This window comes from Streptosporangium sp. 'caverna' (assembly GCF_003203775.1).
Classification (GTDB): Bacteria; Actinomycetota; Actinomycetes; order Streptosporangiales; family Streptosporangiaceae; genus Streptosporangium; species Streptosporangium subroseum.
Map to the genome: position 1 here is coordinate 4,728,864 of NZ_CP029711.1, position 25,712 is coordinate 4,754,575.

At 68.6% G+C, this 25,712-nt stretch carries 15 protein-coding genes and 1 pseudogene; 8 read left to right on the forward strand and 8 right to left on the reverse strand.

Annotated features, from left to right (window positions below; translation table 11 throughout):
* Positions 1-135: 135 nt before the first annotated feature.
* The 3 genes from DKM19_RS52750 to DKM19_RS20845 form a co-directional block, all read right to left on the reverse strand.
* Complete coding sequence (locus DKM19_RS52750; RefSeq protein ID WP_204358901.1) at positions 136-5,871, reverse strand: ThuA domain-containing protein; 5,736 nt, start codon at positions 5,869-5,871, stop codon at positions 136-138.
* Between the two features lie 214 nt (positions 5,872-6,085).
* Positions 6,086-7,375 carry an ROK family transcriptional regulator gene (locus DKM19_RS20840; RefSeq protein ID WP_239514356.1) on the reverse strand — a complete coding sequence of 430 codons (1,290 nt, stop codon included), beginning with the start codon at positions 7,373-7,375 and terminating at the stop codon, positions 6,086-6,088.
* 559 nt (positions 7,376-7,934) lie between these two features.
* Complete coding sequence (locus DKM19_RS20845) at positions 7,935-10,349, reverse strand: hypothetical protein (protein ID WP_162641644.1); 2,415 nt, start codon at positions 10,347-10,349, stop codon at positions 7,935-7,937.
* 554 nt (positions 10,350-10,903) lie between these two features.
* Here DKM19_RS20845 and DKM19_RS20850 point away from each other — a divergent pair.
* Entirely contained in the window at positions 10,904-11,989 is a 1,086-nt protein-coding gene (locus tag DKM19_RS20850; protein ID WP_239514357.1) for an ABC transporter substrate-binding protein, read from the forward strand.
* A gap of 67 nt (positions 11,990-12,056) precedes the next feature.
* Here DKM19_RS20850 and DKM19_RS20855 read toward each other — a convergent pair whose 3' ends face one another.
* Positions 12,057-13,016 carry an alpha/beta hydrolase family protein gene (locus tag DKM19_RS20855; protein WP_110697591.1) on the reverse strand — a complete coding sequence of 320 codons (960 nt, stop codon included), beginning with the start codon at positions 13,014-13,016 and terminating at the stop codon, positions 12,057-12,059.
* 250 nt (positions 13,017-13,266) lie between these two features.
* Positions 13,267-13,566, reverse strand: a complete 300-nt coding sequence (locus DKM19_RS20860; protein ID WP_162641645.1) for a hypothetical protein — start codon at positions 13,564-13,566, stop codon at positions 13,267-13,269.
* Between the two features lie 158 nt (positions 13,567-13,724).
* Here DKM19_RS20860 and DKM19_RS20865 point away from each other — a divergent pair, with 158 nt between their 5' ends.
* A complete protein-coding gene (locus DKM19_RS20865) occupies positions 13,725-14,738 on the forward strand; it encodes an aldo/keto reductase (RefSeq protein WP_110697595.1) in 1,014 nt (337 codons plus the stop codon).
* 277 nt (positions 14,739-15,015) lie between these two features.
* Positions 15,016-16,695: a metallophosphoesterase gene (locus DKM19_RS20870; protein ID WP_110697597.1), complete on the forward strand. Its 1,680-nt coding sequence runs from the start codon at positions 15,016-15,018 to the stop codon at positions 16,693-16,695.
* A gap of 251 nt (positions 16,696-16,946) precedes the next feature.
* On the opposite strand, the gene DKM19_RS20880 is transcribed toward DKM19_RS20870, so the two are convergent.
* Positions 16,947-17,330: a helix-turn-helix domain-containing protein gene (locus DKM19_RS20880; protein ID WP_110697601.1), complete on the reverse strand. Its 384-nt coding sequence runs from the start codon at positions 17,328-17,330 to the stop codon at positions 16,947-16,949.
* 115 nt (positions 17,331-17,445) lie between these two features.
* On the opposite strand from DKM19_RS20880, the gene DKM19_RS20885 reads away from it, so the two are divergent.
* Complete coding sequence (locus tag DKM19_RS20885; protein WP_369990578.1) at positions 17,446-18,114, forward strand: NADPH-dependent F420 reductase; 669 nt, start codon at positions 17,446-17,448, stop codon at positions 18,112-18,114.
* Between the two features lie 154 nt (positions 18,115-18,268).
* A pseudogene (locus tag DKM19_RS20890) lies at positions 18,269-19,463 on the forward strand (IS701 family transposase).
* A 59-nt stretch (positions 19,464-19,522) separates the two neighbouring features.
* On the opposite strand, the gene DKM19_RS20895 reads toward DKM19_RS20890, so the two are convergent.
* Positions 19,523-20,182 (reverse strand): TetR/AcrR family transcriptional regulator, encoded by a 660-nt coding sequence (locus tag DKM19_RS20895; protein WP_204358902.1) that lies wholly within the window; start codon positions 20,180-20,182, stop codon positions 19,523-19,525.
* Positions 20,183-20,274: 92 nt separating this feature from the next.
* Between DKM19_RS20895 and DKM19_RS20900 the strand changes: the two genes are divergently transcribed.
* Positions 20,275-21,075: an SDR family NAD(P)-dependent oxidoreductase gene (locus tag DKM19_RS20900; protein WP_110697605.1), complete on the forward strand. Its 801-nt coding sequence runs from the start codon at positions 20,275-20,277 to the stop codon at positions 21,073-21,075.
* 138 nt (positions 21,076-21,213) lie between these two features.
* Here the strand turns inward: DKM19_RS20900 and DKM19_RS20905 are convergent, their stop codons facing one another.
* On the reverse strand, positions 21,214-23,559 hold the full coding sequence (locus tag DKM19_RS20905) for an ATP-binding domain-containing protein (RefSeq protein WP_110697606.1): 2,346 nt from the start codon (positions 23,557-23,559) through the stop codon (positions 21,214-21,216).
* 658 nt (positions 23,560-24,217) lie between these two features.
* Between DKM19_RS20905 and DKM19_RS20910 the strand changes: the two genes are divergently transcribed.
* Positions 24,218-25,066, forward strand: coding sequence for an oxidoreductase (locus DKM19_RS20910; RefSeq protein ID WP_110697608.1), 849 nt, complete (start codon positions 24,218-24,220; stop codon positions 25,064-25,066).
* Complete coding sequence (locus DKM19_RS20915; RefSeq protein ID WP_110697610.1) at positions 25,066-25,680, forward strand: TetR/AcrR family transcriptional regulator; 615 nt, start codon at positions 25,066-25,068, stop codon at positions 25,678-25,680. The genes DKM19_RS20910 and DKM19_RS20915 overlap by 1 nt, the downstream gene beginning before the upstream one ends.
* The last annotated feature ends 32 nt before the right edge of the window (positions 25,681-25,712 follow it).

Sequence of the window (25,712 nt, forward strand, 5' to 3'; positions counted from 1 at the left end):
CCGGGCAGGTGCCCGCCGTCACCGAAGTGCGAAACGGGGTGCCCCGTGCAGTGGGGCACCCCGACTACGGATCCATCGGGGGTGCCGGGCTCATGGAAGGAGCCCGGCACCCCCTGGTCGGGGCCGTGGCCCCACTTACACGGGCGTGCCGTCGTTCGCGACGATCAGGGCGTTGGCGTCACGCAGGAACGTGGCCTTCACCGTCGCGTTGGAGACGATCTTCGGGTCGTTGACCGCTTCGATGAAGCGCTCGAGCTTCTTGACGATCTTCTTCTTGTCGCGCTCGCGCTCCTTGTCCTCGGACACCATGACCTTGGAGATCTTGTCCTGGAGCTTCGCGGCACCGGTGGCCGACAGCTGCCCGGCCGCCTCGAAGCGCTCGATCAGGGCGGAGATGTCATCGGTCGAGGTGACCGTCTTGAACGCGACCGACTGCTCGTACGTACCGCCGGAGTTGGTCTCGACGGTGACGGTGAGCGTGTGGTCGCCCAGGGCCAGCTTGTGGAGCTGCTGGACGGTCCCGGATGTGAACGGCTGGTCGTCCAGCTTGCCGGTCACGGTCTTGATCCCGGTTCCGGTGACCTCCCAGGCGATGGTCAGGTCCTGGCTGTCGCCGTACTGGGTGCCGTCCGCGACCCCGGAGATGAGGATGGTGGGCTCGGTGGCGACGTCCTCGATCTTGATGGTCGCGGCCTTGGTCTCCTCGACGTTGCCGGCCTTGTCGGTGGCGCGGTAGCGCAGCTCGTGGTCGCCCACACCGGTGACGTTGACCGTCGTGGTGTAGGGCGTCCAGTCGCCGTTGTCGAGGGCGTACTCGATCTTCTCCACGCCGGACGTGGCGTCCGCCGCGGCGAGGGTCACGGGCACGGTGGTCTGGCTGACCGGAAGGAAGTCCGCCGTCGTGGTGGGCGCGGTCGCGTCGACCTTGACGGCGAGCGTCTTGGTCGCCTCGACGTTGCCCGCCTTGTCGACGGAACGGTACGCCAGGGTGTGGTTGCCGTCACCGGTGATGACCACCGGCTCCAGGTACGTGGTCCAGGCGCCGTTGTCGAGCTGGAACTCGGTCTTGTCGATGCCGCTGCCCTGCGCCTCGTCGGCGCCGGCCAGCGTGACCAGGATCAGCTTGGTGAACCATCCGTTCGCCGGCTGGGCCGGGTCGGGAGTGGCCGTGGTCACCGGCGCGGTCGAGTCGGCCGTTCCGCCACCGGTGAGGCGGAAGTAGTCGAACTTGACCGTCTTGGACGCCTGCTGCGCGGTACCGATGGTGTAGACACCGATCTTGCCGTTGCCGACGGCGGTGTTGGTCACCGCCTGCGCGAACTCGGTCCACGTGGTGCCGTCTGCGGAGTAGGAACCCTTGAAGCTGGTTCCTTCCTTCTTCAGACGCAGGTGCCAGACGCCCTGGGTGAGCGAGCCGATCTGCGGCTGCGGGTCCAGGACGGTTCCGCCGACCTCGCTGCGCAGCTCGATCCGCCGCGACACCGCGGAACCCGCGGCGTTGTCGGCGACGTAGTCGAGCTTCACGTAGTCGTCGTCACCGGTGTAGACGATCAGGCCGCCCTGCTGGTACTGCTCGTTGAGCGCCGACCCGTCGACCTTCGTCTCCAGCGTCCAGTCGCCGCTCGGCGCGTTCTGCAGGATGAAGTTCTTCGGACCGGTGTTGCCGGTGCCGAAGATGTCGCCCGTCGTGGTGTCGAGCTCCAGGTTGCCGCCGGTCACCCGGGCGGCCGAGGAGTCGCCACGGACGATCGCGTTCCAGCGGCAGCCGTCCAGGGACGTGCCGTTGAACTCGTCGCTCGGCTCCGCCGTGGTGGCGGTGTCGTCGGGCGTGATGTGGAACCAGTCGAACGCGGCGTCGATGACCGGCTTGCTGGTACCGGTGCTCGCGAACGAGATGAGACCGATGCGCGGGTTGGTGATCCCGGCCAGCGCCTTGGTCTCCGGCATGGCGGTGAAGGTGGTGCCGTCGGCCGAGTAGTGAGCGGTGAGGTTGGTGCCGTCGCTCATGAACCGGACGTAGTAGGTGTCGGGGAAGGCGTTACCGAGGTTGGCGGTGTTGCTCGCCGTCACTTCGTTCGGCACGCCGTTCTCTTCCCGGATGAACTGGAAGATACGAGCGGCGTGGTCGGGGGTGGCACTCCGGCCCTGGAGCACCATCTTGGCGTAGTTGTTGTCGTCGCCGTACACGACCAGGCCGGCCTGGTGGTACTGCTGGTTGGCGACCATCGTCACCTTGGTGGTGGCGGTCCAGGCGCCCTGGGGCAGCGGCTGCAGCGTGATGTTGGTCACGGTGCCTTCGCCGGTGTTGTAGATCTCGGTCAGCGACGTCGGCAGGATGAGCTTGCCGTCCGCCACCCTCAGGTTCTGGTCCTCACGGACGACCGACCAGCGGTCGCGGTCCAGAGAGGTGCCCAGGAAGTCGTCGGAACGACCGGTGAAGCAGGTGGTGCTCGGCGGGTCCACCTTGATGGAGACCGTCTTGCTCGCCGAGGCGCCCTTGGCGTCGGTCACGGTCACCGTGGCGGTGTACGTGCCGGGCGCGGTGTAGGTGTGGCTCGCGTTGGCGGTGGTCGGCTCCGGCGAACCGTTCACGCCGAAGTTCCACTTGTAGGTGAGCGGGGTGTTGTTGTCGGGGTCGGTGGCGGTGGAGGTGAAGTCGACCTTCAGCGGGGCGATGCCCGTGACCGGGGTCGCCGACATGGTCACCGTCGGGCGCTGGTTGTCGGTGGCGCCCTGGCCGATGAAGTCGACCCAGTTGAAGTTGAGCAGGTAGGCGTCGTTGGCCGCGCTCGCCGGCTTGCGCACGATGAAGAACAGCGGGCCGGTCGTCGCCGGGACGTTGGTCAGGTCGACCGTGACGTCCTTGTACGTCTGCCAGCCGCCGGTCGGCGTGATGTCGACCGAGCCCACCAGGGTCCCGGTGTCGGCGTTGCCCGTCTTGATCTGCACGGTGCCGCCGGGGCCGGCCGAGGAGACCCGGAACCGTACCTGGGAGATGCCGCCCAGGTTGATCGGGGTGTAGGACCAGTAGTCGCCGTCGTTGGTGAAGCCGATGTTCTGGGCGCCTCCCTGGGGGTCGGTGGTCGTCTCGGCCTGGACGCCGGGGGCGTCGGTGCCCGTGCCGCCCGCGACCCGGCCGGTCGCCGAGAAGTGCTCGGCCTGCTTGCGCTTGGGCTGGAGAATGACCTGGGCCCGCCCGGTCAGCGACTGGGCGCCACCCTGGCCGCCCTTGTCGGCGTAGGTGGCCTCAAGGATGTAGAACAGGTTGTCGTCGACGCCGTGGCCGCTGTCGGACAGCGTCTGGAGGGTGCCCTCACAGCCCTCGTGCTGGTCGAGCGGGTGACCGTGACTGTCGTGGCCCAGGATCGCCTGGATCTTGACCTCGTCACAGTCGATCGTGCCGTCCTCGGGGTCGGTGACGACGATCTTGTACTTCACCTGGTCGCCGAACTCGAAGAACGCGCCGTTCGGCGGCAGTTCGAGGGTCACCGTCGGACGGGTGTTGCCCACCGTGATCGGCACGTTCGCCGTGCCGGTGAGGCCGTCCGGGTTGCTGACGGTCAGGACCGCGCTGTACTGCCCGGCCTGGGTGTAGGTGTGCGAGGGATTGGCGTCGGTCGAGTCGGTGGTGTCGTCACCGTCGAAGTCCCACGCGTAGGTGATCGGCTTGCCGTCCGGGTCGCTCGATCCCTGGCTGGAGAACTGCACGGTCAGCGGCGCCGGACCGTCGGTCTTGTCCGCGGAGATGCGGGCGATCGGCGGGCGGGTGCCCTTGACGTACTCGATGCGGTAGATGCCGGAGTCGGCGTTGTCGCCGCCGAAACCGGAGCCCCACTCGATCAGGTACAGCGCGCCGTCGGGACCGAACTTGATGTCCATGGGGCGCTTGAAGCTCATGGAGCCCAGGATCTGGTTGATCTTGATCTGGGCGTTGCCGGCCTCGTTGAGCTGGAACGAGAACATCTTGTTCGTGTTCCACTCACCGAAGATCGCCTTGCCGTCCCAGTAGGCCGGCCACTTGACGGGCGACTCCAGGTCGGCGTCGTAACGGTAGACCGGGCCCGCCATCGGCGCGCCGCCGTTGAGCTCCGGGAAGGAGTTCGGGTTGGTGGCGCTGGTGTACGGGATCGACGCCGGGATCACCGGGGGCAGGTTGGTCAGGCCGGTGTTGTTGGGCGAGTCGTTGACCGGCGCGGCGCAGTTGTACGCCGCCCCCGACGCCTTGGTGGCGAAGTTGTAGTCGATGTACGGCGTGTTGTCGCCCACGCAGTACGGCCAGCCGTAGTTGCCCGGCTTGCTGACCAGGTTCCACTCGACGGTGCCCCGCGGACCGCGGGTGGCGCTCGCGGCACCGGCGTCGGGTCCGTAGTCGGCCACCATCGGGAAGCCGGTCTTCGGGTCCAGGCCCATACGGAACGGGTTGCGGAAGCCCATGCCGTAGATCTCGGGCTTGGTCTTGGCCGTGCCCGCGGGGAACAGGTTCCCGGCCGGCACGGTGTAGGTGCCGTCGTCCTGCGGGGTGATGCGCAGCAGCTTGCCGCTCAGGTCGTTGGTGTTGCCCGCGGTACGCTGCGCGTCCCACGAGGCCCGGCCCGACTGCTCGTCGGTCGGCGTGTAACCGTCCGAGGCGAACGGGTTGGTGTTGTCACCGGTGGCCAGCCACAGGTCACCGGTCTTGTGGTCCATGAGCATGCCGCCACCGTGGTGGCAGCACTCGGCCCGCTGCACCGGCACGTCGAGGATGACCTTCTCGCTGGAGAAGTCGAGCGTGTCGCCGTTGACCGTGAACCGGCTCAGCCGGTCGACGTTCGGGCTCATCGGCGAGTAGAAGAGGTACAGCCAGTTGTTGGTGGCGAAGTCCGAGTCCAGCGCCAGGCCGAGCAGGCCGCTCTCGTTGGCGTTGAACACATTCAGGTGAGCGGCCGTCACGGTCGAGCCGGTGGTCTTGATGATCTTGACGTCACCCAGGCGGTCGATGTAGAAGACCCGCCCGTCCTTGGCGATGTCGGTCATCATCGGGTTCGCCGTGTTGTCGTCGAGGGTGACCTTCTCGAAGCTGCCGCTCTGCGAGGCCGAGCAGTCGGCCTTCTCGGCGCCCGCGGCGGTCTTGATTCCGCCGAGGAGCATCTTCAGGAAGTTCGGCTCGGAGTAGCTCTCCTTGGTGTGGCCGAGGCCGGTGTACCAGGAGCGTCCGCCGTCGTAGTCCTGACACCAGGAGATCGGGTGGTCGATGCCCTGCGTGGAGCCGGTGTAGGACTTCTGGTTCATCGACTGCAACACGTGCACGTTGTTGCGCGGGTTGGCCTGGAAGTCGTACCACTCGTCGGTACGGGTCCACGACGTCGGCAGGTGCGAGGTCGACGGGTGGGCGAGGTCCTCGGTGAGGACCGCCGCCTGCTGGGGGGCCGGGTGCGACTTGAAGTACGCGCCGACGAGCTTGCCGTACCACTCCCAGCTGTAGCCGCTGTCGGAGGCCGCGTGGACGCCGGCGAAGCCGCCGCCGCCCTCGATGTAGCGCTCGAAGGCGGCCTTCTGCTCCGGCGTGGTCACGGGGTCGCCGGTCGTGGACATGAAGACGACGGCCTGGTACTGCGCCAGGTTGGCGTCGGTGAACGCGGCGCTGTCCTCGGTCGTGTCGACCGCGAAGTTGTTCTCCAGGCCGAGCTTCTGGACGGCGGCGATTCCCTCGGGAATCGCGTCATGCCGGAAGCCGCTGGTCTTGGAGAAGACCAGCACCTTGAAGGCGGGATCGGCGGCGGCGTTCGCCGACGACGCCAGGACCTTGGAGGCGGAGGTGTAGTCGGTGGCGGCGTTCGCCGGCGACGCCAGGAACGTGAGGGGCATCAGGGGTGCGACGAGGGCCAGGGCCACCGTCGCCGCCGTCCGGCGTAGGGAACGGTTTTCGGTTTTCGGCAGGATCGTTGAGATCCTGGCCCACGTTCGAGAACGTGGTGACATAGGGTAATTCCTTCCCTGACTGGGGGGTGTCAGGCAAAGCGCGCGCCGCCGCACGGTGCCATTTGTTACATGGGGGGTGGGTACTGCGGTGACTGGAGGGTGCCGACTCCAGGCTTTTGGGGGCTTGTCAGATGGGTGACAGCCGGGGTAGTGGATCCATGATCATGGTCGGGTGGTCGATGAGCCGGTTGACCACCATGCTCGCGGCGCCCCGTGAGGCGGCGCCGAAGCCGAGGTTGGAGGCGATGAACCGGCACTGGTTGGCGGAGCGGGCCACGACCAGGCGTTCCAGTTCCGCCTGGGCGTGGGGCAGCAGCCATTCGGCGAGCGTGGCGAAGTAACCGCCGACGACGATCACCCGCGGGTTGAACAGGTTGGCCAGGATCGAGCCGCCGAGCCCGAGCCACCGCCCCACCTGCGCCACCGCGTCCATCATCTGGGGGTCACCCGCCGCCAGTCCTCTGGCGATCTCCGTCGCGCGCTCCTCGGGGTCGGACACCGGCAGATCGGCCGGCTGGTACGCCTGGTCGGGCATGGCCATCCGTACGAGCGCGGCCAGCCCCACCTTGGTCTCCCAGCAGCCGTACCGCCCGCAGCCGCAGAGGGCGCCGCCCGGGTCGACCGGCAGGTGCCCGACCTCGCCGGCGAAGCCGTCCGCGCCACGGAGCAGCCTGCCGTCGACGAAGATGCCGCCGCCCACGCCGACCTCGCCGGTCAGGTAGACGAGGTGGGGGGTGCCGGCGGCGACGCCGGAGGTGTGCTCGGCCACGGCCGCGAGGTTGGCGTCGTTGTCCACCGACACTGGAACGCTCCACGGGCTGAGCGCGGCCGACAGCCGCGCCGCCAGCGGCAGGTCGCGCCAGCCCAGGTTGGGCGCGAACGTGACAACGCCGCGCGCCACGTCGACCAGGCCGGGGAGCGCCACCCCGAGGCCGGCCGGGACGGCCTCGGCCCGCTTCATCGCCTCGACGGCCTCCAGGGCCATCTGGCTGAGCATGCGCAGTGCGTGATCCGGTCCGGCGGCTATCGTGTCGAAGCCGACCCGGCGCTCCACCAGGACCCGGCCGCTGAGGTCGGACCCGTGAACCGAGATGTAGTCAACGTTGATCTCCAAACCCAGCGCGCCGACATGCGCGCCGTGCAGGGCCAGGGGTCGCCGGGGACGGCCGATCGCGCCGACGTGCTCCGTGCCGATCTCCCGGACCAGTTGCCGATCGAGCAGTTCGGACACCAGGTTGGAGACCGTGGCCCGGTGCAGGCCGGTCGTCTCCGCGATGTCGGCCCGCGACTGGGACGCGTGGTCACGCAGGTGGCGTAGAACCAGCGAGAGGTTCGTCTGACGCACCATGGGGGAGCTGCTCGGTAAGGCGGTGCCGGCCGCGTGCGTGACGTTGTGTTCCTGGGTCACGCGAGTCACCGCCTTTCTTTTGTCTCTGCAATCAACTAATGAGGTTTGTAACATGCATGTGTACTGGTGTGCACGTTGTTGCGAGGTAACGAGTTGATATCTTCAAATATGTGCAGGTAGGCGGCATGTGTGCTCTATTGTTGGACCGGTATATTTGTGCCGTTTGTCTCTTTTGAGTTAGGGGACCCCCGAGGGCGCTCCACTTCGTCATCGAGTCGCATGCCGCCCGAGGGAAAACACCGGGTGTGGTGACCGACTTCGGGGGCCACTCCGTGAAAGTCGTCTGGCCTTTGAGGCCATACCGCTTCAAACCCATCGCACAGGGCTTGGGCCGGAAGTCATCCGGAGCGGGATTCAAGAATCTCGATCGTCGGCACGCGAGACGGCCGGGCATGGAAGACCACGTCAACGGCTCGGAACCGATTCCGACACCGGAAAACCCTCGCCGACGAGCCCTGGGGCTCGTCGGCGAGGGTTGTCCGGTCTTCGTGTTCACCGCCGGGCAGGGCTCGAAGCATCGGCCGGCCTCACGGCGACGGGTACGGCCGGCGAGCCGTACCCGTCGAGATCAGAGCGCGTCGTCGTCGGTGACGACGAGGCGGGTGAAGCCGCTCCCGATCGTCGCGTTCGTCGGCACGGACGCGACCACCTGATACGACTGCTCGGCCGTCGCCGGTACGGTGTCGCCCACGATCGGCACCTGGAAGGTGGCCGACCTGGCCCCGACGGGGATGACGACCTGCCGGGCCAGCGCCGTGATCACCGGCGCGGTGCCGCTGGTGATCGACTGGACGTTGACCGTCACCGGCTTCTTGCTCCGCCCCGACAGCGTCAGCGTCATGGTGGCGACGCCGGGACCGTCGCCCTCGGGGACGGTGAGACCCTGGAGCGAGACCTGGGGCAGCTCGTCCAGCTCGGCCTTGCCCACGCGGACGTCGGAGAACGCGAGGTCGCCCAGGTACACGCCGCCGGTCGGGCTCGCGCCGGTGATGCGGACCTCTCGCACGTCACGCAGGTCGACCTCGCCGAAAGACGACATCGGGACGCGCACCGTCCGCAGCCACGCCTTGGGCAGCGGCGAGGCCGTGCCGGGGAACGGCGTGAGGGCGTCACTCACACTGGAGACCGGTACGGTGCCGGTCGTGCCGCGACCGTCGACGACGGTGACCGCCAGGTCGACGTTCCCCGTCGCGTTCTCGTCGAGGGCGGTGCGGAAGGTCAGCGCGTCGTAGCCGTTGACGTTCCACGACCCCGCGGGCAGCGGGGCGCTCACCTCGCCGGTGGTGTCGGTCCAGGTGAACCGCAGGACCGGGGTGGCGGTGACGTTCCCCGCGTACGTCGCGGGTGTCCAGGACGGGGCCTGCGACGTGGTCAGCCTGGTGGCGCAGGTGGGCACGCCGCTCTGCGGCGAGCGGTCCAGCATGCCGGCACAGATCACGCCGGTCGCCGCGCCCGAGACCGTGAAGGACGACGACGGCGAGGTGAAGGGAGCCACGTCGACGCGCTTGTCGGCCTCGGCCTGCGCGACCGTGTGGACGACCGCACGCCCGGCGGACGTCGGAACGGCTCCGCTGCCGTCGAACAGCGGGAGCAGTTCGTGCTCCCCGCCCTGGACGAGACGGAAGAACCCGGCGATGTACGCCGTGCCCACCGCGTACTGCTCGGCCGGGGTGAGCCGGCCGGGGGCGGCGGTGCTGCCGCACACCGGGTCGTTCCGGTTGCTCCAGTCGTCGGACGCCGGCGCGACGGCCACGCCCGGTGTCCACTCGGTGTTGAAGAAGTTGTGGTTCGTTCCCATGATCATGAGCGAGGAGCGGAACGCCTCGTCCTTCTCGAAGGCGTACAGGGAGTCGTCGTAGAAGTGCTGGCCCTGCTGGTTGGAGACGTCCCCGTCGCAGTACGGCAGGAAGACGGACATCGGGATGTTGGGCAGGGTCGCACGGGCGAAGTCGGTGGGCGCGAGCGGGAGAACCGCCTTGATCCCGTACGGCTTGGGGCGCCCGGCGTTGAGCAGCGCAGCCTTGACGACGCCCTCACCCCCGCGTGAGTGACCCATCAGGCCGATGTCGTCCATGTCGAGACGGTCCTTGAAAAGCTCGACGAGTTTGGCGTCGCCCGTGCCCTTCGTCGCGTCGGCGAGCAGGTCGAGGTGGCGCATGACGATCTCGCCACGCGCGAGAGCGCCCCGGTCCTCGCTGAACGGATTGTCGGCGGCGTTGACGCCGTTGGCGCTGACCGACACGACCGCGTACCCGTGGCTTGCGAGCACGTCGGCGGGGCCGTCGTACCCGGTGAAGCTGAGGATCGGCTGCTGCCCGGCCGGGCACGGCCAGGTGCTGTTCGACGTCTGGCGCGTGACGGGGTTGTAGCACGAGGAGTGGCGGCCGTGCTGGAAGACGACCAGGGGGAGCCTGCCGGTGGCCTCCTTCGGCAGGTACACCTTCGCGCGGATCTCGGCCTGCCTGCCGCCGAGGCCCGCCAAGGTGATGGCGGTGTCGCCGAGGTTGTACTCGTCGTGGACGACCGTGTAGGGCCCGGGGGCCGCCGGGTCGATCGGCGGAGGGGAGGCGCCCGGCTTCTTCGGCAGCGGAGGCGCCGGTCTGGGGGCGATCTTCGCGGTGGGGGCGGCCTCCGAGGGGACCTCGCCGTTCCAGGCCACGTTGACGGACGCCGCCGCGGAGGCGTCGGGGTCGGACGTGGTGATCGTCAGGGTCGTACCGTCCGGCGACTCCACGGCGGGGCCGAGCGAGGCGCCGTCGACGGCGAGTTCCGGTATGGCGTCCCGCACCGGGAGCGGCTCGGCGAGCCGAAGCGTGACCTTGTAGCCGCCCTCCACGGTTTCGATCGACCAGGCGCCGTCCTCACCGGTTCCCGATACGGGTGGGTCGGCGTGGGCGGGTCCGGCGAAGAGCGTCGTGGAGACGACCACGGCAGTCACGGCTCCGATGAGTGCCCGTGTCCTGGCCCGCGCGTGCAAGCGCATGTTTTTCCCTTCGAGCACAATGCCCCAGCGGTATTTACATCCGCTATTGGTGGGGTTTTTGCATGTACGGCCCGAATCAGATCGTGCGTGATCGCCTGCGAGGGTTACGGGGTTTTTGCGAGTCTGTAAATGACATTCGGAGATGACCGCTGGAAAACCTGCGCCACATCTGCCTGGTTGTCGGGCACCGGCTCGCAGAGGGTTTCCCGGTTGGAGAGGGAGGGGGGCGATGCCGAAGAGTACGTTCGAAGGCCACACCGCCCCTGCCTGAAGCAGTGTGATGTCACGGGGGCTACTACGTCTCGATGTTCTTGACCATCGACGGAACGGGAGCCCGGGTGTCAGGAACGGTCGTCGTGACGGACACGGCGAACCGGCGGCCGCCACCGGCTCGCACCGGTCAACGGACGGTGACCGTTGAAACGGACGTTGCCGACACCCGTGACAGTCGAAAGGGTGCCGAGGCCGTTGCCGCTCTGCGATCCGGGCATACTGCTACCGAATCGTCGCACGGGAGATGCCACCGCATGAATACGCCACCATCGCCGCCTGGCGTGGAGCGGACCGACGGATCAGCCGTCCAGATCGGTGCTCTCGTTCCGCTGACCCGGCCTGGCTGGGTCGGGGCAGGCCGGCACCTGCTCGCTGGACTCGAGCTGGCCGTTCGCGAAGTCAACGACGCCGGCGGGATCGTCGGAAGACCACTCGAGCTGGTGGTCCGAGACACCGCGGCCGATCCACAGAGGGCCGCGGCGGCCGTGGACGAACTGGCTCGCCTGGGCGTGGCCGCCTTGGCGGGGGAGTATCACAGCGTCGTCGCTCGCGCCGCCGCCGCCAGGGCCGACGCCCTCGGCCTGCCGTTCCTCTGCTCGTCAGCGGTTCTCGACGCGCTCACCGAACAGCCAACGGAATGGGTCGCGCGCCTCGCCCCGGCGCAGTCCCACGGCTGGCAGATCTACGCGGACTTCCTCCTCGGCGCGGGGCACCGTCGAATCGCCGTAGCAGCCGAGCCGAGTGTCTACTGGGCGTCCGGGGCCCGCATTCTGCGGGACTACCTCGCTCCACGCGGCGGCACCGTCATCGAACTCGACATGCGCGCGCTCGCCCCCACGGCCGTGTGCGACGAGCTCGTCGACAATCGCGCGACAGCCCTCCTTCTTCTGGTCGGCCACCCGGAGCCGGCGGTGCCGATCGTCGGGTCTGTCCGCCGCGACCGGCGCCTCGCCGAGATCATGATCGGTGCTCCGGCCGGGCAACCGGAGTTCGCCGAATGGGCGACGTCACTGGGTGACGACGGCGCCGCGATCCCGTTTTTGCGCTACCTGCCCGAGCGCCTCAGCCCACTCGGCGCACGCGTCGAGACGGCCCTCCGCGAGCGGCTGGCCGAAGCGCCCTCCTTCGTCGCCTTCGAGGGCTACGACACGGTCGCCGTCCTCGCCGAGGTGCTGCGTTCTCACGGCACGGACCGGGCGCGCATCGCCGAATCCTGGCCGCGCGTCGCAGTCGAAGGCACCCGCGGGCAGATTCGGTTCTCCCGCACGCCAGGCATCGGCGTTTGGCAATGGGCGTGGGCGCCGATCCACGTCGTTGATCGAGATCCGGCGGAGCCCGATCGCTTTCGGATCCTTCACGCCGGCTGAGAGAGCACGGACGGTCACCGTCGGGCTCCATGCTTTTCGACGGCTGAACCACCTGCCCGCCTCCCGGTCACCGGTGCAGGGAACGCAGCAGCATGGGCAGGGAGCGGTGCAGTTCCCGCTCCCAGTAGCGAGGGGCGTGAGTGCCCCGGTAGAAGTAGGTGGTCAACGGCGTGCCCGCTGCGGTGAGGCGGGCGGCCAGCGAGCGGTTCATGTCGTGGAGCATGTTCTCCTGGTCGTCGTACGGCTCACCGGGCGGGTCCAGCGGGCCGGGGTGGCCGTCGCCGCAGGAGAGGTGGACGGGAATCCGCCGGAGCCTCCCCGCCAGCGCGTACGGGTCGTGGGCCCGCCAGATCTCCCGCTGGTGCACGGGATGTCCCCACAGTACGAGAACGGCGTCGCCGACCTCCGCGTACGCGTCCTCGAAGAGCTTCACGTAACGCGGGTGCGACAGGTGGACGGGGCCGCTGTACGCCGCGGCGGCGCGGAACATGCCGGGCCGCCTGGCCGCGTAGGACACCGCTCCGAAGCCGCCCATCGAGAGGCCCGCGACCACCCGATCGGTGCCCGCGCCGTAGCCGCGCTCCAGGAGCCGCCGCACCTCGTCGAGGTGGAAGGTCTCCCATGCGGGCGGCCCGCCCGCGCCGAGGTTCCACCAGTTGGTGTAGTAACCGCCGGCGCCGCCGTCGGGCATGACGACGAGCACGTCGCGCAGCTGGGGCAGCTCCGACACGTCGGAGTCCCGCGTCCAGCTCGTATGGTCGTCACCCATGCCGTGCAGCAGGTAGAGCACCGGCCACCGCCGCCCGATCCCGGGCCGCCAGCCGTCGGGCGTGAGCAGGCGCACCTTGGCGGTGCCGGCGAGCGCCGATGACCGTATCGTGAGGTCCACCAGCCGAGGGCCGGCGCGCTCCTCGGCGATGACGCGGGCGTCGCCGGATGCCCGGGCTGCCGGGATCGCCGAGCCGGTCCACGCGGCGAGGGCCAGCCCTGACACGGTCAGGAAACGGCGGCGGGTGACATCGGACATGGAGGGCTCTCTTCCTTGGATTGGATGGGACACTCACCCACCATCGAACCGAGCCCGCGCGCCCCCGTCAGTCACGCCGGCCGCCCAACCGTGGTGACGCCTGCATCACCGCGCGAGGTCATGCCCGCAGGAAAAGTCCTGCCCCTCGCCGAGCCCGGGCGTCGGTGACTTTCCGGGTGGTTCGCTGGTGATCACCGCTACGGATGTCCGGGGACGCCCTCGAAGAAGTGGTCGCCGTCGATCTCGGCCGTCAACCGGCCATGCCGAGGAGCACGGCTGCGGTGCCCACGCCCAGCGCGAGCGGATAAGCCCACCACCTGGGCGCGGGCCCGTCCTTCAGGATGCGAGCCCCCAGCGGCACCAGCGCGACGCACAAGCCGAGAGTGGCGACGATCGACATCGGACCCGTGCCCTTGAGCACGCCGATCGGCAGCGCGCTCATCGATGCCAGGGCGACGGACCTGACGATCCCCAGCACGCCTGCCCGCCATACGCCGACGGCCAGCACGACCCAGCCGAAGAAGATCGCGATCGACAACGGTTGAAGCACGTGGAACGCACCTGAGCCCCTGCCGATTGGCGCGAGCTCCAGGCCCCCTTGACCGTTGTCCTCACCTGAGGACTATGCTTGTCCTCAATTGAAGACATACCTGCGCGCAGGCAAGTCCTCAAATGAGGACATGTCGGCACGCCCGAAAGGACCTGGTCATGAGCATCACCACGCGATTCCTCGGGCCCGACCGTCTCGAGGTTGGAGCGATCGGCTACGGCGCGATGAGTTTCGCCAACCCCTACGGCCAGAACGGCGAGTACGACCCGGACACGGTGGCCCGGGAGATCATCGACCGTGCCGCCAAGCTCGGTGTCACCATGATCGACACCGCCGACGGGTACGGGGCCAGCGAGGAGATCATCGGCCGTGCGATCGCCGGACGCCGCGACGAGTTCGTCGTCGCGACGAAGTTCGGCATCGTCTCGGCCCCGTTCGGCGGAGGTGAAGCGCGCATCGACGGCAGCCCCGCCTACGCGCGCGAGCGACTGGAGCGTTCCCTGCGGCGCCTGGGTACCGACCACATCGACCTGTACTACCAGCACCGTGTCGACCCGACGATCCCGATCGAGGACACCGTCGGCGCCATGGCCGAGTTCGTCGCCGAGGGAAAGGTGCTCCACCTCGGCCTTTCCGAGGCCGCGCCCGACACCATCCGCCGGGCCGCGGCCGTGCATCCGATCACCGCGCTCCAGACCGAGTGGTCGCTGTGGGAGCGGGGCATCGAGGCCGAGATCCTCCCGCTCACCCGCGAACTCGGCATCGGGGTCGTGCCGTACAGCCCGCTTGGCCGTGGCGCCCTCACCGGTGCCATCACCTCCCGGGACGACCTGAAGGACGAGGACCACCGCAGCGGCATGCCCTGGTACTCCGAGGAGAACTTCGACCGCAACCTGTCGACCGTCGACGTCGTCCGCGGCATCGCCGCCGACCTCGACGCCACCCCCGGCCAGGTCGCCCTCGCCTGGCTGCTCACCAAGGCGCCCGACATCGTCCCGATCCCCGGCACCCGCCGGCTGGCGTTCTTCGAGGAGAACAGCCTCGCCGCCGGCCTCTCTCTCACCGGGGACCACATCGCCGCCCTCGAACGCATCACCGTGGCCGGCGAGCGCGAACACGACACCGCGGTCGCCGCGCAGAACTGGTTCAACGGGGTGACCCCGCCCCGCTGAAGCCTCTCGCCCAGCGGGTGACGGAGGCCTCCCCGTTGCTCCCCGGCCGGTGGCGACGGAGACGATGACGCCGCCCGGCCGTAGGAGGGAGACCGGGCGCATCGCGGCCTCGGGGGGATCGAAGATTCGAGGTATCCCGCCAAGCCGGCCGATGTCACGTTCCAATGACGTCAAACGAACCTCATCGCGCCGACGGCGAGCAGGAGCGCAGCGTTCACCGGAAGGTTGATCATAGTCGACAGGCTGTGGCCATCAGTTCCTTCTCCATGGAGATGACGTGTCGCTTCGCACTTCCCGTACCCGTTGCCTGCTCGCCGCCGCGGCGACGCTGGTGGCCCTGATCTCGGCCGGTGGGGCTGCCACCGCGCAGACCGTCTCCACCCAGGCCATGCCCGCGCAGTCCGGTGGCCGGCCGGCCACCGGCCAGCACACCATCTGGCGCGGTGACTTCGACACCAACAGTGCCGCTTGGACGGTCCAGACCGACGGCACGGCCGCCGACTGGCGCGGCTGGAGGTTCACCGAGCGCGACGCGTGGTTCGCCGCCGCCACGCCGGCCGGCGTCGGCTGCGACCCGGACCAGGACGCTCCGCTCGACCCGCGCTGCTTCCTCGACCAGCGCAACCAGTTCTCCCGGTCCCGAGGCGTGATCGCGGTCGCCGACAACGGCATCGCGGCCGCCAAGGGCGCGGCCGTCGACGCGGCCAACCCGGTCACCACCACGATGACCAGCCCCGGCGTGCCGGTTTCCGGACAGCGCGAGCTCGAGTTGGTCTTCTCTTCGCATTACCGGCAGGCGCACAAGGCCGTCGGCCGGGTGACGGTGTCCTTCGACGGCGGGGCGGAGACCGAGATCCTGCGCTACTCGGCCGCCCGGATCAGCGCCAACGGCGGCGGCGACGTGATCTCCGGCCAGGAGGTCCTCAAGGTCGAGGTGCCGAACCGGGCGAAGACCGCCGTCTTCCGCTTCGGCTACACCAGCAACCGGCCCCAGCTCTTCTGGGCCGTCGACGAGGTGGTGGTCCGCACCCCGCTGGCCCCGCTGCCGGGCAAGGCGAAGGCGACGACGCTCCAGGTGTTCAGCGACGTCCAGGGCGAGGGCCTGCCGTACCTGGACGGCGCCCTCGACCTGCTGCACCGCGAGGCCCCCAAGGCCGAGGCGATGCTGCTCGCCGGCGACGTGATCAGCGGCCCCAAGGAGAACAACCAGGAACAGCAGGTCCAGGAGTACGACGAGGTCAGCTCGATCTTCGCCGCTCAGAAGCACCTGCCGACCTTGCTGCCCGCGATCGGCAACCACGACGTGCGCAGCTCGGTGCTGCCCCGCAAGCAGCAGGTCGACAACTTCGTCTCGTTCGCCAACAAGTGGGGCGCGAAGATCTCGAAGCCGTACTACGAGAAGGTCGTGGGCGGGGTGCCGATCATCGTCGTCGGCGCGGAGGGCACGGGTACCGACCCGAAGCAGCAGGACATCAGCGACGCGCAGGTGGCGTTCCTGACCCAGCGGCTGGCGTACTGGTCGGCCCAGCACAAGCAGGTGGTGGTGATGGGGCACAACCCGTTCGCCTGGACGGTCTCCGGCACGTACGGCGAGTTCTACGGCAACGGGCCGCGGGTCGAGCAGCTTGAGCAGATCATCGGCCACTACCCCAACGTCATCTCCCTGAGCGGGCACAGCCACTGGTCGCCGTACCTCCGGGACTGGTCGGTGCGGGTGCGCACCGCCGGCGGTGACCCGGACGGCTTCACCGCGATCAACACCGGGGCGCTGGCGATGGAGTTCGGCCCGAACCCGGACAACCCGTGGGACGAGGACTCGATGACCGACCGGCCCGAGTCGCCGAGCGTGCTGACCATGGCCGTTTACCCGGACCGGACGGTGGTGCGCGCGTTCGACGTACTCACCGGTGAGCAGATCAACGAGGTCGAGGTGGCCAACCCGCTCTACCGCGGCTGACCGCACCGGCACGGAGGACGACGGAACCCGGCCCGGCGACGACCGGGCCGGGGTTCCGGCACAGCCGCGGCCGCCGTCGAAGCCGGGAACCGGTTGCGGCCAACTGGGGGCTGACGGGCGGCGTCAGCAGTACGTCGGCTGTCGTGGGAGCGGCGTGCATGTCGAGCACGACACCAGCCGGAACACTCAACCGTCCGCGTGACAACGCTCTGGGCAACGCCGACCTCTAGTACTCCAGTGACACTTTGGGATCATGGTTGGTCGACACGCGTTTCGATGACGTTCCGCGCGGACTTCTCCTGAGCGTCGAGAAGCTTGTCACCGTGCTCAGTCGCCCAACGTCCGAGGGCCTTCATCGGGCCGTCGACCAGGCTCTGTCCCAAGCCTGTCAGGGCGTACTCGACACGCGGCGGGGCTTCGGCATGTGCGCGGCGGTCGATCAGCCCGTTTGCAAGCAGGCGATGCAACGCATCCGTCAACACCTTGTCACTGATGCCGCCGATGGCGTCGCGCAGTTCGCGCCGTCGACGCGGCCCAGAGGCAAGAGCCGCCAGGACCACAGAATCCCACGTGTGGGCGAACAGATCGGTGGCCGCACGCACACGGCAATCCGCCACGAACTCGTCTCGATCCATGTCCTGATCGCTCCTCTCGCCGAAGCATAATCGCCTGTTCGTTACACACCGATCGGTGCGTAACGGCTTCTCTACCGTGACCACCAGACGATCGTCGCTTGACGCGAGTGCGCGAGTGCATGAGAGGGGTACGCGGATGCGCATCGGAATTTTGGGCACGGGAATGCTGGCGGCGGCACTCGGCGAGGGCTGGGCCCGCGCCGGACATGAGCTGACCGTCGCCGGGCGATCTCCGGCCAAGGCGCAGGAGCTCGCTGATCGGCTGGGTTGGAGGGCGCGCGCCGTCACGCCGCGCCAGGCCATCGCGGATCGCGATGCCGTGCTGCTCGCGGTGTCATGGCAGGGCGCCGAGGACATGCTGCGCAGCGCGGGCGCAGCTGACGGCTCGCTGGAGGGAACTGCGTTGATCGATCCGACGAACGCCGTCGAGCACGGCGTGGGCGTGGTGCTGACCGGACCCGGCGAGGCGATGGCGCAGCGGATCGCCAGGCTGTCTCCGGGCGCGCACGTCGTGAAAGCCTTCCACATGTTTCCCTCCAATCAGTGGACGGGGTCTCGCGCCACTGGCGAACCCCCTGTCACGGTGGCGATGTGCGGTGACGATCCGGAAGCGTTGCGCGTTGTCGGCGAACTGGTCCGTGATGTCGGCGGAGTCCCGGCCGTGCTGGGGTCGCTGGATCGCGTTCGCCAGCTTGAGGAGGTCGCGGGTTTCGTTATCGGGCTGGCCTTCGCCGGTACCGACCCCAACTCCGCCATCCCATGCGTCCCATCAGCGGCTGTGTGATACCCGCGCTGACACTCGCGATCTTGGCGTGGTGGTCGCATGATGAAGGCCATTGCGTGATCATTCGGAGTCTGTGAAGACATCTAAAGATCGCGTGATGGCCGTGGCCGGCAGCGTAGATCCTGACGGCTGGATGGTCACCTTCAATGACCTGATGAGCCGGATCGCCGGCCACTTCGGACGGGTCGAACCCCGTCGTCCGGCCACCGCCTACGTTCGTGGCCTACTGTCCGACATCGACCGGAAGAACTGCTGGAGCCTGGCCGAACAGGCCAGGCCCGCAGGCCATGCAGCGCCTGCTGCGCAGCGCACGATGGGATGCCGAGGCCGTCCGCGATGACGTGCGCGATTATGTGATCGAGCACCTGGGCGATACCGGTGTGCTGATCGTGGACGAGACGGGCTTCATCAAGAAAGGCACCGGCTCGGCAGGAGTTCAACGCCAGTACACCGGAACCGCAGGAAAGATCGAAAACAGTCAGGTGGGCGTTTTCCTTGCCTATGCCACCACTCGGGGACGAGCGCTGATCGACCGGCGCCTATACCTGCCGCAACAATCATGGCTGGCCGATCCCGGCCGGTGCCGGGCCGCTGCGGTTCCCGGCGATGTCACCTTCGCCACCAAACCCGCCCTGGCCGCGCAGATGATCGCCGCTGCGCTGGGGTCCGGGGTGGGCGCCCGCTGGGTGAGCGGTGATGAGGTCTACGGTCAAGACCCGAAGCTGCGTGCGTTCCTGGAGGAGCAGCGACTGGGGTACGTCCTGGCCATCGCCGGGAACCGACGGGTGATCCTGGATGGGTCCGACCAGACGGCCGAGCAGATCGCCGCCGCAGCGGATCGGCACTGGCACCGCTACAGCGCCGGCAATGGTGCCAAGGGGCCACGCATCTACGCCTGGGCCTGGGCCCGCATCGACACCCATGAGTCCGGCTACCGCTGGCTGCTGATTCGCCGCAATCTCACCACCGGCGAGCAGGCCTTCTACCGCTGTTACGCACCCACCCCTCAGCCGCTGCTCAGGCTGGTACGCATCGCAGGGATTCGGTGGGCGGTGGAGGAGTCCTTCCAACAAAGGTCAGGTCGGACTGGACCACTATGCTGCCAAGTTCGCACCTGGACCGGCTGGCACCGGCACATCACCCTGGCCATGCTCGCACTGGCATTCCTCGCTGCCCTCACCGCAGGCCAATCCGACAGCGACGAGGAACACGTCCCACTCACCATGCCTGAGATCCGGCGTCTGCTGGCCGTACTCGTGCTCGCCCTGCCCCGCCGGGTCGAGGAGGTCCTGCACTGGTCACGGTGGCGACGGCACCATCAAGCCACCGCCCGCCGATGCCACTACTAGCGCAGACACCAACCATGATCCCAAAGTGTCACTGGAGTACTAGCCGCCTCGGCCGCACTTCAGCGCTGAGCACTCCGAGGGGGTGCCGTTCCGGGGGACTCGGGGGCGCTGGACGTGAGTGTCTGGAAAAGCGATTCGATCCGCTGAGCGAGCTGCTCCGGCTCCGCCTCCGCGAGCGCCGTCGTGCGGAGAACGTTGCGCATGAGCCACACCCCGGCCTGAATGGCGAGCATCAATTCCGCGCGGACTTCGGCGCCGGGGCCGGACAGTTCCTCGCGAAGATGCCGTCCGGGATGTCGCTCGATCGCCTCGCATATGATCTGCGCCGCTCTGGGGTTGGGCGCCGATTTCAGCATGATCAGAAACGGCCCGAGTTCCTCCGCCTCCGGCGCCGTCCTGGCCACGAGCGCCCGTGCGCTCTCGCCGGCCAGTTCCGGGCCCGTACCGGCGATCACCGTACGCGGGGCGCTGGCCACGTCGACCGCCTCGGCGAACAGCTGTTCCTTGGAGCCGAAGTAGCGGTTGATGAGCATCGCGGTCACGCCCGCGCTGTGGGCGATGTCGCGTACTCCCACTCCGTCGTAGCCGTGCCGGGTGAAGGCGGTGATCGCCGCGTCCAGGATGGCCTGCCGGGTGGCGGTGGCGTCGCGTCGGCGCTTGGCCGGTGGGCGGTGCTCCGGCTGTGCTCGGTCAGCGCCGGACGCGGTGTTGTCAACCATGTCTACAAGTGTATAGTAAGACGTAAGTCTACGAGCGTAGATATGAGGTGACCGATGTTTCCGGCACCTGAACATTGTTTGCGAGGACATCCATGGATCTTCAGTTGACGGGTAAGCGCGCGCTGGTCACCGGCTCCAGCTCCGGCCTCGGCGAGGCGATCGCCAAGGCCCTGGCCACCGAAGGGGCCCAGGTGGTCGTGCACGGCCGCGACCGGGCTCGTACCGAGGCCGTCGCCGACGCCATCGGGGCGGCCGGCGGCAGCGCCGTCGTCTCCCTCGGAGACCTGACCACCGACGACGACGCCGATTCCGTGGCCGAAACCGCGCTGGCCGGTGGGCCGATCGACATCCTGGTCAACAACGTCGGCGCCGCCCCCCACCGCGACTGGGAAACGGCCACCGCGACGGACTGGAGCCAGATCTACGAGCTCAATGTCATCTCCGGCATTCGCATGATCCGGCGTGTGGTGCCCCGGATGCACGAGCGCGGCTGGGGCCGCGTCATCCAGATCGGTGGCGGGCTCGGTCTACAGCCGACCGCCGACCTGCCGCACTACAACGCCACCCTGGCCGCCCGCCACAACTACACGGTCTCGCTGGCCCGCCACCTGAAGGGCAGCGGGATCACCTCCAACGCCGTCGCCCCCGGCGCCATCCTGACCGACAACGCCCGGCAGTACATCACCAACCTCGCCCCGGACCGCGGCTGGGGCGAGACCTGGGAGGAGATAGAACGCAACGCGATCGAAGAACTGGTGCCCAACGACGTCGGCCGCCTGGGGAGGGCCGAAGAGATCGCCGCCGCCGTTCTGTACCTCAGCGGCCCCCTCGCCGCCTATGTGACCGGCACCACGCTGCGGGTCGACGGCGGAACCATCCGCGGCATCCATTGATCGCCCCGCACCGGCCGACGGTGCGGTTGTCTCACCGGCATCCCAGCGCGGGCCCCGCCCCGAGCGAACGATTTTCCACCGCAGCACCTATCGGTCGATGCGGGACCTTTCACCCAGCCCTATTCATTCCCAGAGCCGTCACCGGATGAGTTTGGCGAGCATGTCGGGGAGCTCCGCCTCGTGCACCACGGCAAGGCGTTTGGTGGCTCGGGTGATCGCCACGTAGAGATCGTGACCCCCCTTGGGTGACTGGGCGAGGATCTCGTCAGGAGCCACTACCACGACGGCGTCGAACTCCAACCCCTTGGACTGGGTCACGGTGAGCACCACCACCGGTGCCTCGAGGTCGACCTCGGCGAACCCGGTATGGCGCGCGTTGGGAACGATGACGGCCAGCCGCCCTTCTCCGATCGCGGCGAGCTCGGACTCCACCACGTCCGCGAAGTCGAGCGACGTCTGACGGATGGCGCGCGGCGGAGTCTCGCCGGTGCGGACCGACTGCGGGGGGACCTGGTCGGGAGCCACGGCGCGCAGGACGTCGGCGGCCACGTCCATGATCTCGGCCGGGGTCCGATAATTGATCATCAGGCGCTCCTCGCGCCAGCGGTCCTCGGCATAGGGAGCCAGCACCTCTTCCCAGGTACGGGCGCCCGCCGCCGATCCCGTCTGGGCGATGTCGCCGACCACGGTCAGTGAGCGGGTCGGGATGCGCCGCATGACCGAACGCCAGGCCATCGCCGACAGCTCCTGGGCCTCGTCGAGGATCACGTGACCGTAGACCCACGTCCGGTCGGCGGCCGCGCGCTGGGCGGTGGTCAGTGCCGGGCCGCGGTCGTGGTGGCGTTCGGCCAGGGTGCCGACGTCCAGCAGGTCGCCGAGCCTCGCCCCGGCCTCGTCCAGGATCTCGAAGTCGTCGTTGTAGGTCAGCACGTCCCGGGCGTAGGCCTGTTCGTCGCGCCGTTCGGCGGCGTTGGCCCGATCCCGTTCCTGATCGCCGGTCAGGTCGGAGCCGAGCAGCTCGGCGGCCTCGTCGAGCAGCGGCACGTCACCCACCGTCCAGGGCGCATCCGGCGGACGCAGCAGTTCCCCGGCCTCGCCGGCGTCCAGGCCCGCCGAGAGCATCGCCTCCCAGTCGGCCAGCAACTCGCCGACCAGCTGCTCCGGGGTGAGGATCGGCCACAGCTCGTCCATCGCCTGCCGTACCGTCGGCTGCTCCCACAGCACCCGGCACGCCTCCCGCAGCGCCTCCTCCTCGTCGACCCGCATCTCCTCCTCGTCCGGCGGCAGCTCCAGCCACGAGTCGCCGTCGTCGGGCAGCACCACCCCCAGCTCCTCCTCATCCGTCAGCCGCTCGTACTGCTCGGCCTCGGCGGTGGCCAGCGCCCGCAGCATGTCGAGCACGAACACGTGCCGGGCCTCGTTGTGCGGGCTGCGCAGCGTACGGGCTCGGTCGCGGGCGATGACGCAGGTGCCGTGGTCCACGCGGAGCGTCGTCCAGTCGACCACGACCTCCTTGCCGCCGCGCACCGACGTCCGAGCGGGGATCTTGACCTCGAGGTCCCCTTGGGGGACCCGCTGCCGATCTTGTACGGCTCTCGCCATCACCTCGGTCATCCGCAGGTCACCCTTGATCACAGCCTGGGACGGGTCATCCTCCGCCGTCGCCGCGATGCCCGGATAGAGCCGCCCGAGCGTGGTCATCACCACGTCGCTCTCGCCGAGGGAGGGCAGCACCTGCTCGATGTAGCGGGAGAACAGGTCGTTGGGCCCGATGATCAGGACACCCCTGCGCTCCAGGACGTCCCTGTGCGTGTAGAGCAGGTAAGCGGCGCGGTGCAGCGCGGCCACCGTCTTACCGGTGCCGGGACCGCCCTGGACCACGAGGGTCCCGTGCAGGCCCGAGCGAATCACGCGGTCCTGCTCGATCTGGATGGTGGCCACCACCTCGCTCATCTTGCCGGTCCTCGCCCGGCGCAGCGTCGCCAGGAGCGCCGCCTCCCCGACCAGCGACCGGCGGTCGGCGTCGCTCATCCGATCGAGGTCGAACACCTCGTCGTCGACGCCGACCACGGTCCGGTTACGGGTGTGCAGGTGGCGGCGCCGTACCAGCGAACCCGGGTTGCCGGGCGTGGCGGTGTAGAACGGGCGGGCGGCGGGGGCCCGCCAGTCGATCAGGACCGGCTCGCCGTCGCCGTCGCGCAACCCGATCCTGCCGATGTAGAGGGTCTCGCCTCCGGAGTCGTCGACCCGGCCGAAGCACAGGCCGTGCTCCACCCCGTTGAGCCTGGCGAGGCGTCTGGCGTACTCACCGGAGAACATCTCCCGCTCGACCATGCCCCGAGCGGTGCCGACACCGGGACTGCGGTGCGCCTCCTTCAGAGAGGTCTCGGCCCGCTCACGCGCCTCGTCGAGGTGGCAGTACAGCATGGTGATATGGGACTGCTCGGCTTCGATCTGAGGGCTTGACACTTGACGGCTCGACATTTCCTTGATACGCTCCTTTTAGCTGGGGGCGTTTGCGCTTTTCCGTGCGATAGCGCTAAGAAAACGAGTATAAACCGTCCCGTATGCCAATGCACCAGCCTGGCCTCGCCCGTCGTGCGGCCCGCTGGATTCCGGGCCCCGAATCACCGGCCAGGCGTGCCACCCACCCCGTCGGGCGATGACCGGTATGACGGTGAGGAAGCGTAGCCATCTTCGGCGTTTGTCATGGTCGTAGGCTCGGCCGGCGTGCCCGGATCTCGCCCCGGCGGCAGACGACAGGGGCGCGAACCATCTGATACGACACCTCAACGGCCTGACGCTCATCCACCGGACGCGCGAAGACCCTCTTCGCCGCGCGCCGCTGCTTACGCGGTGCGTAAGGGGGCCTGCCCGGATCTTGAGTGAGAACGCGTTCTGGGAACGGATCGGGGATTGACGGAGGTCCATTGTTGATCTTGATCGCCCGAAGGAGACCGTTCGCGAGGTTGGCCGCGTACGCCTCCGGCCGCCGCTCTCGCTCGGGGAAGATCGTCATGGGGCGGTCGGCGGAGCCGCAAGGCGTCGCCAGAACCTACACGATGATGATAAAAATCGACATGGTGTAGAGTTTTGGGCGAGGGAGCGATCCGGCTCCTTTCGAGTCCTCTCTGGAGGAGCGATGCAGAAGCAGAAGTGGCTCATCACCGGCGTCAGCTCGGGCCTTGGGCGTGCCTTCGCCCAAGCCGCCCTGGCCGCCGGGCACACCGTCGTCGGAACGGTCCGCTCCGAGGAGGACCTGCGGGCCTTCGAAGAGCTCAAGCGCGGGTACGCTCACGGCCGCATCCTGGATGTGACCGACGGCGACGCCGTCTCGAACGTGGTCGCGGAGGTGGAGCGGAGCGTCGGCCCTCTGGACGTCGTCGTCGCCAACGCCGGTTACGGCCTGGAGGGCACCCTCGAGGAAACCCCGCTGGCCGAGGTGCGGCGGCAGTTCGAGGTCAACGTGTTCGGGGCGGTGGCCACCCTGCAGGCAACACTGCCCCACATGCGCCGGCGCCGGCGCGGACATCTGATGGCCGTCACCTCCATGGGCGGACTCATGGCCGTGCCCGGCATGTCCGCCTACTGTGGCAGCAAGTTCGCCCTGGAAGGCATCCTCGAGGCACTGGGCAAGGAGGTCGCACAGTTCGGGATCCACGTGACGGCGATCGAGCCCGGCTCCTTCCGCACCGACTGGGCCGGACGATCCATGACGCGCGCCGCGCAGTCCATCGACGACTACGACGAGCTGTTCACCCCCATCCGTGAAGCGCGGCAGAAGGCGAGTGGGAACCAGCTGGGCAATCCGGCCAAGGCCGGGGACGCCGTCGTGCGCATCGCGTCGGTCGACCGGCCACCGGCCCATCTCGTCCTGGGTTCGGACGCGCTGCGACTGGTCACCGCCGCGCGCGTGGCCGTGGACGAGGACATCCGCGCATGGGAGGCGCTCTCCCGTACGACCGACTTCGCCGAGGGCGCTCAGCTCTGATGCCCGGCCACCACCCCACGCGGAGCCGACGCACCACCGAACGCAAGGGCGACGTCCGGGAGCGGGCCATTCTGGACACCTGCGAGGCTCTGCTGGCGCAAAAGGGCTACGACGCCATGACCGTCGGCGACATCGCCCAGGGCGCCGGCATCACACGCGGCGCCCTGTACTTCTACTTCGGCTCCAAGCAAGAAGTGGTCACGGCACTTGTGGCCCGGACCGTTGAGCACCTGTGGGAGCGGTCCCGGGCCACCGCGGAGACCGCCGAGCCGCGCCAGGCCATCGCAGCGGCCATGCAGCGCACGGTCGAGCTGTGGAACGAGCACGGCCTGGTCATGCGCACGGCGATCGACCTGTCGTTGACCGTGCCGGAGATCGGCGACCTGTGGAGCCATACGGCCGACTTGTTCATCACGGCCATCACCGCCGTCCTGGAACGAGCCGGCGTTCAGGCCGGCGCCGAACCAGATCAGGCGCCGGCGATGGCACGCGCCCTGTGCTGGATGATCGAGCGGACCTTCTACCACGCCTCGCAAGAGTCCCGCGAGAAGTTGCGGAAGGCATCTTCGACCTGCGAACACATCTGGCTGATCAGCGCCGGCCTGACCGCCTGACGCATCTGGCATGGACGGTGAAGTCCAAGAAT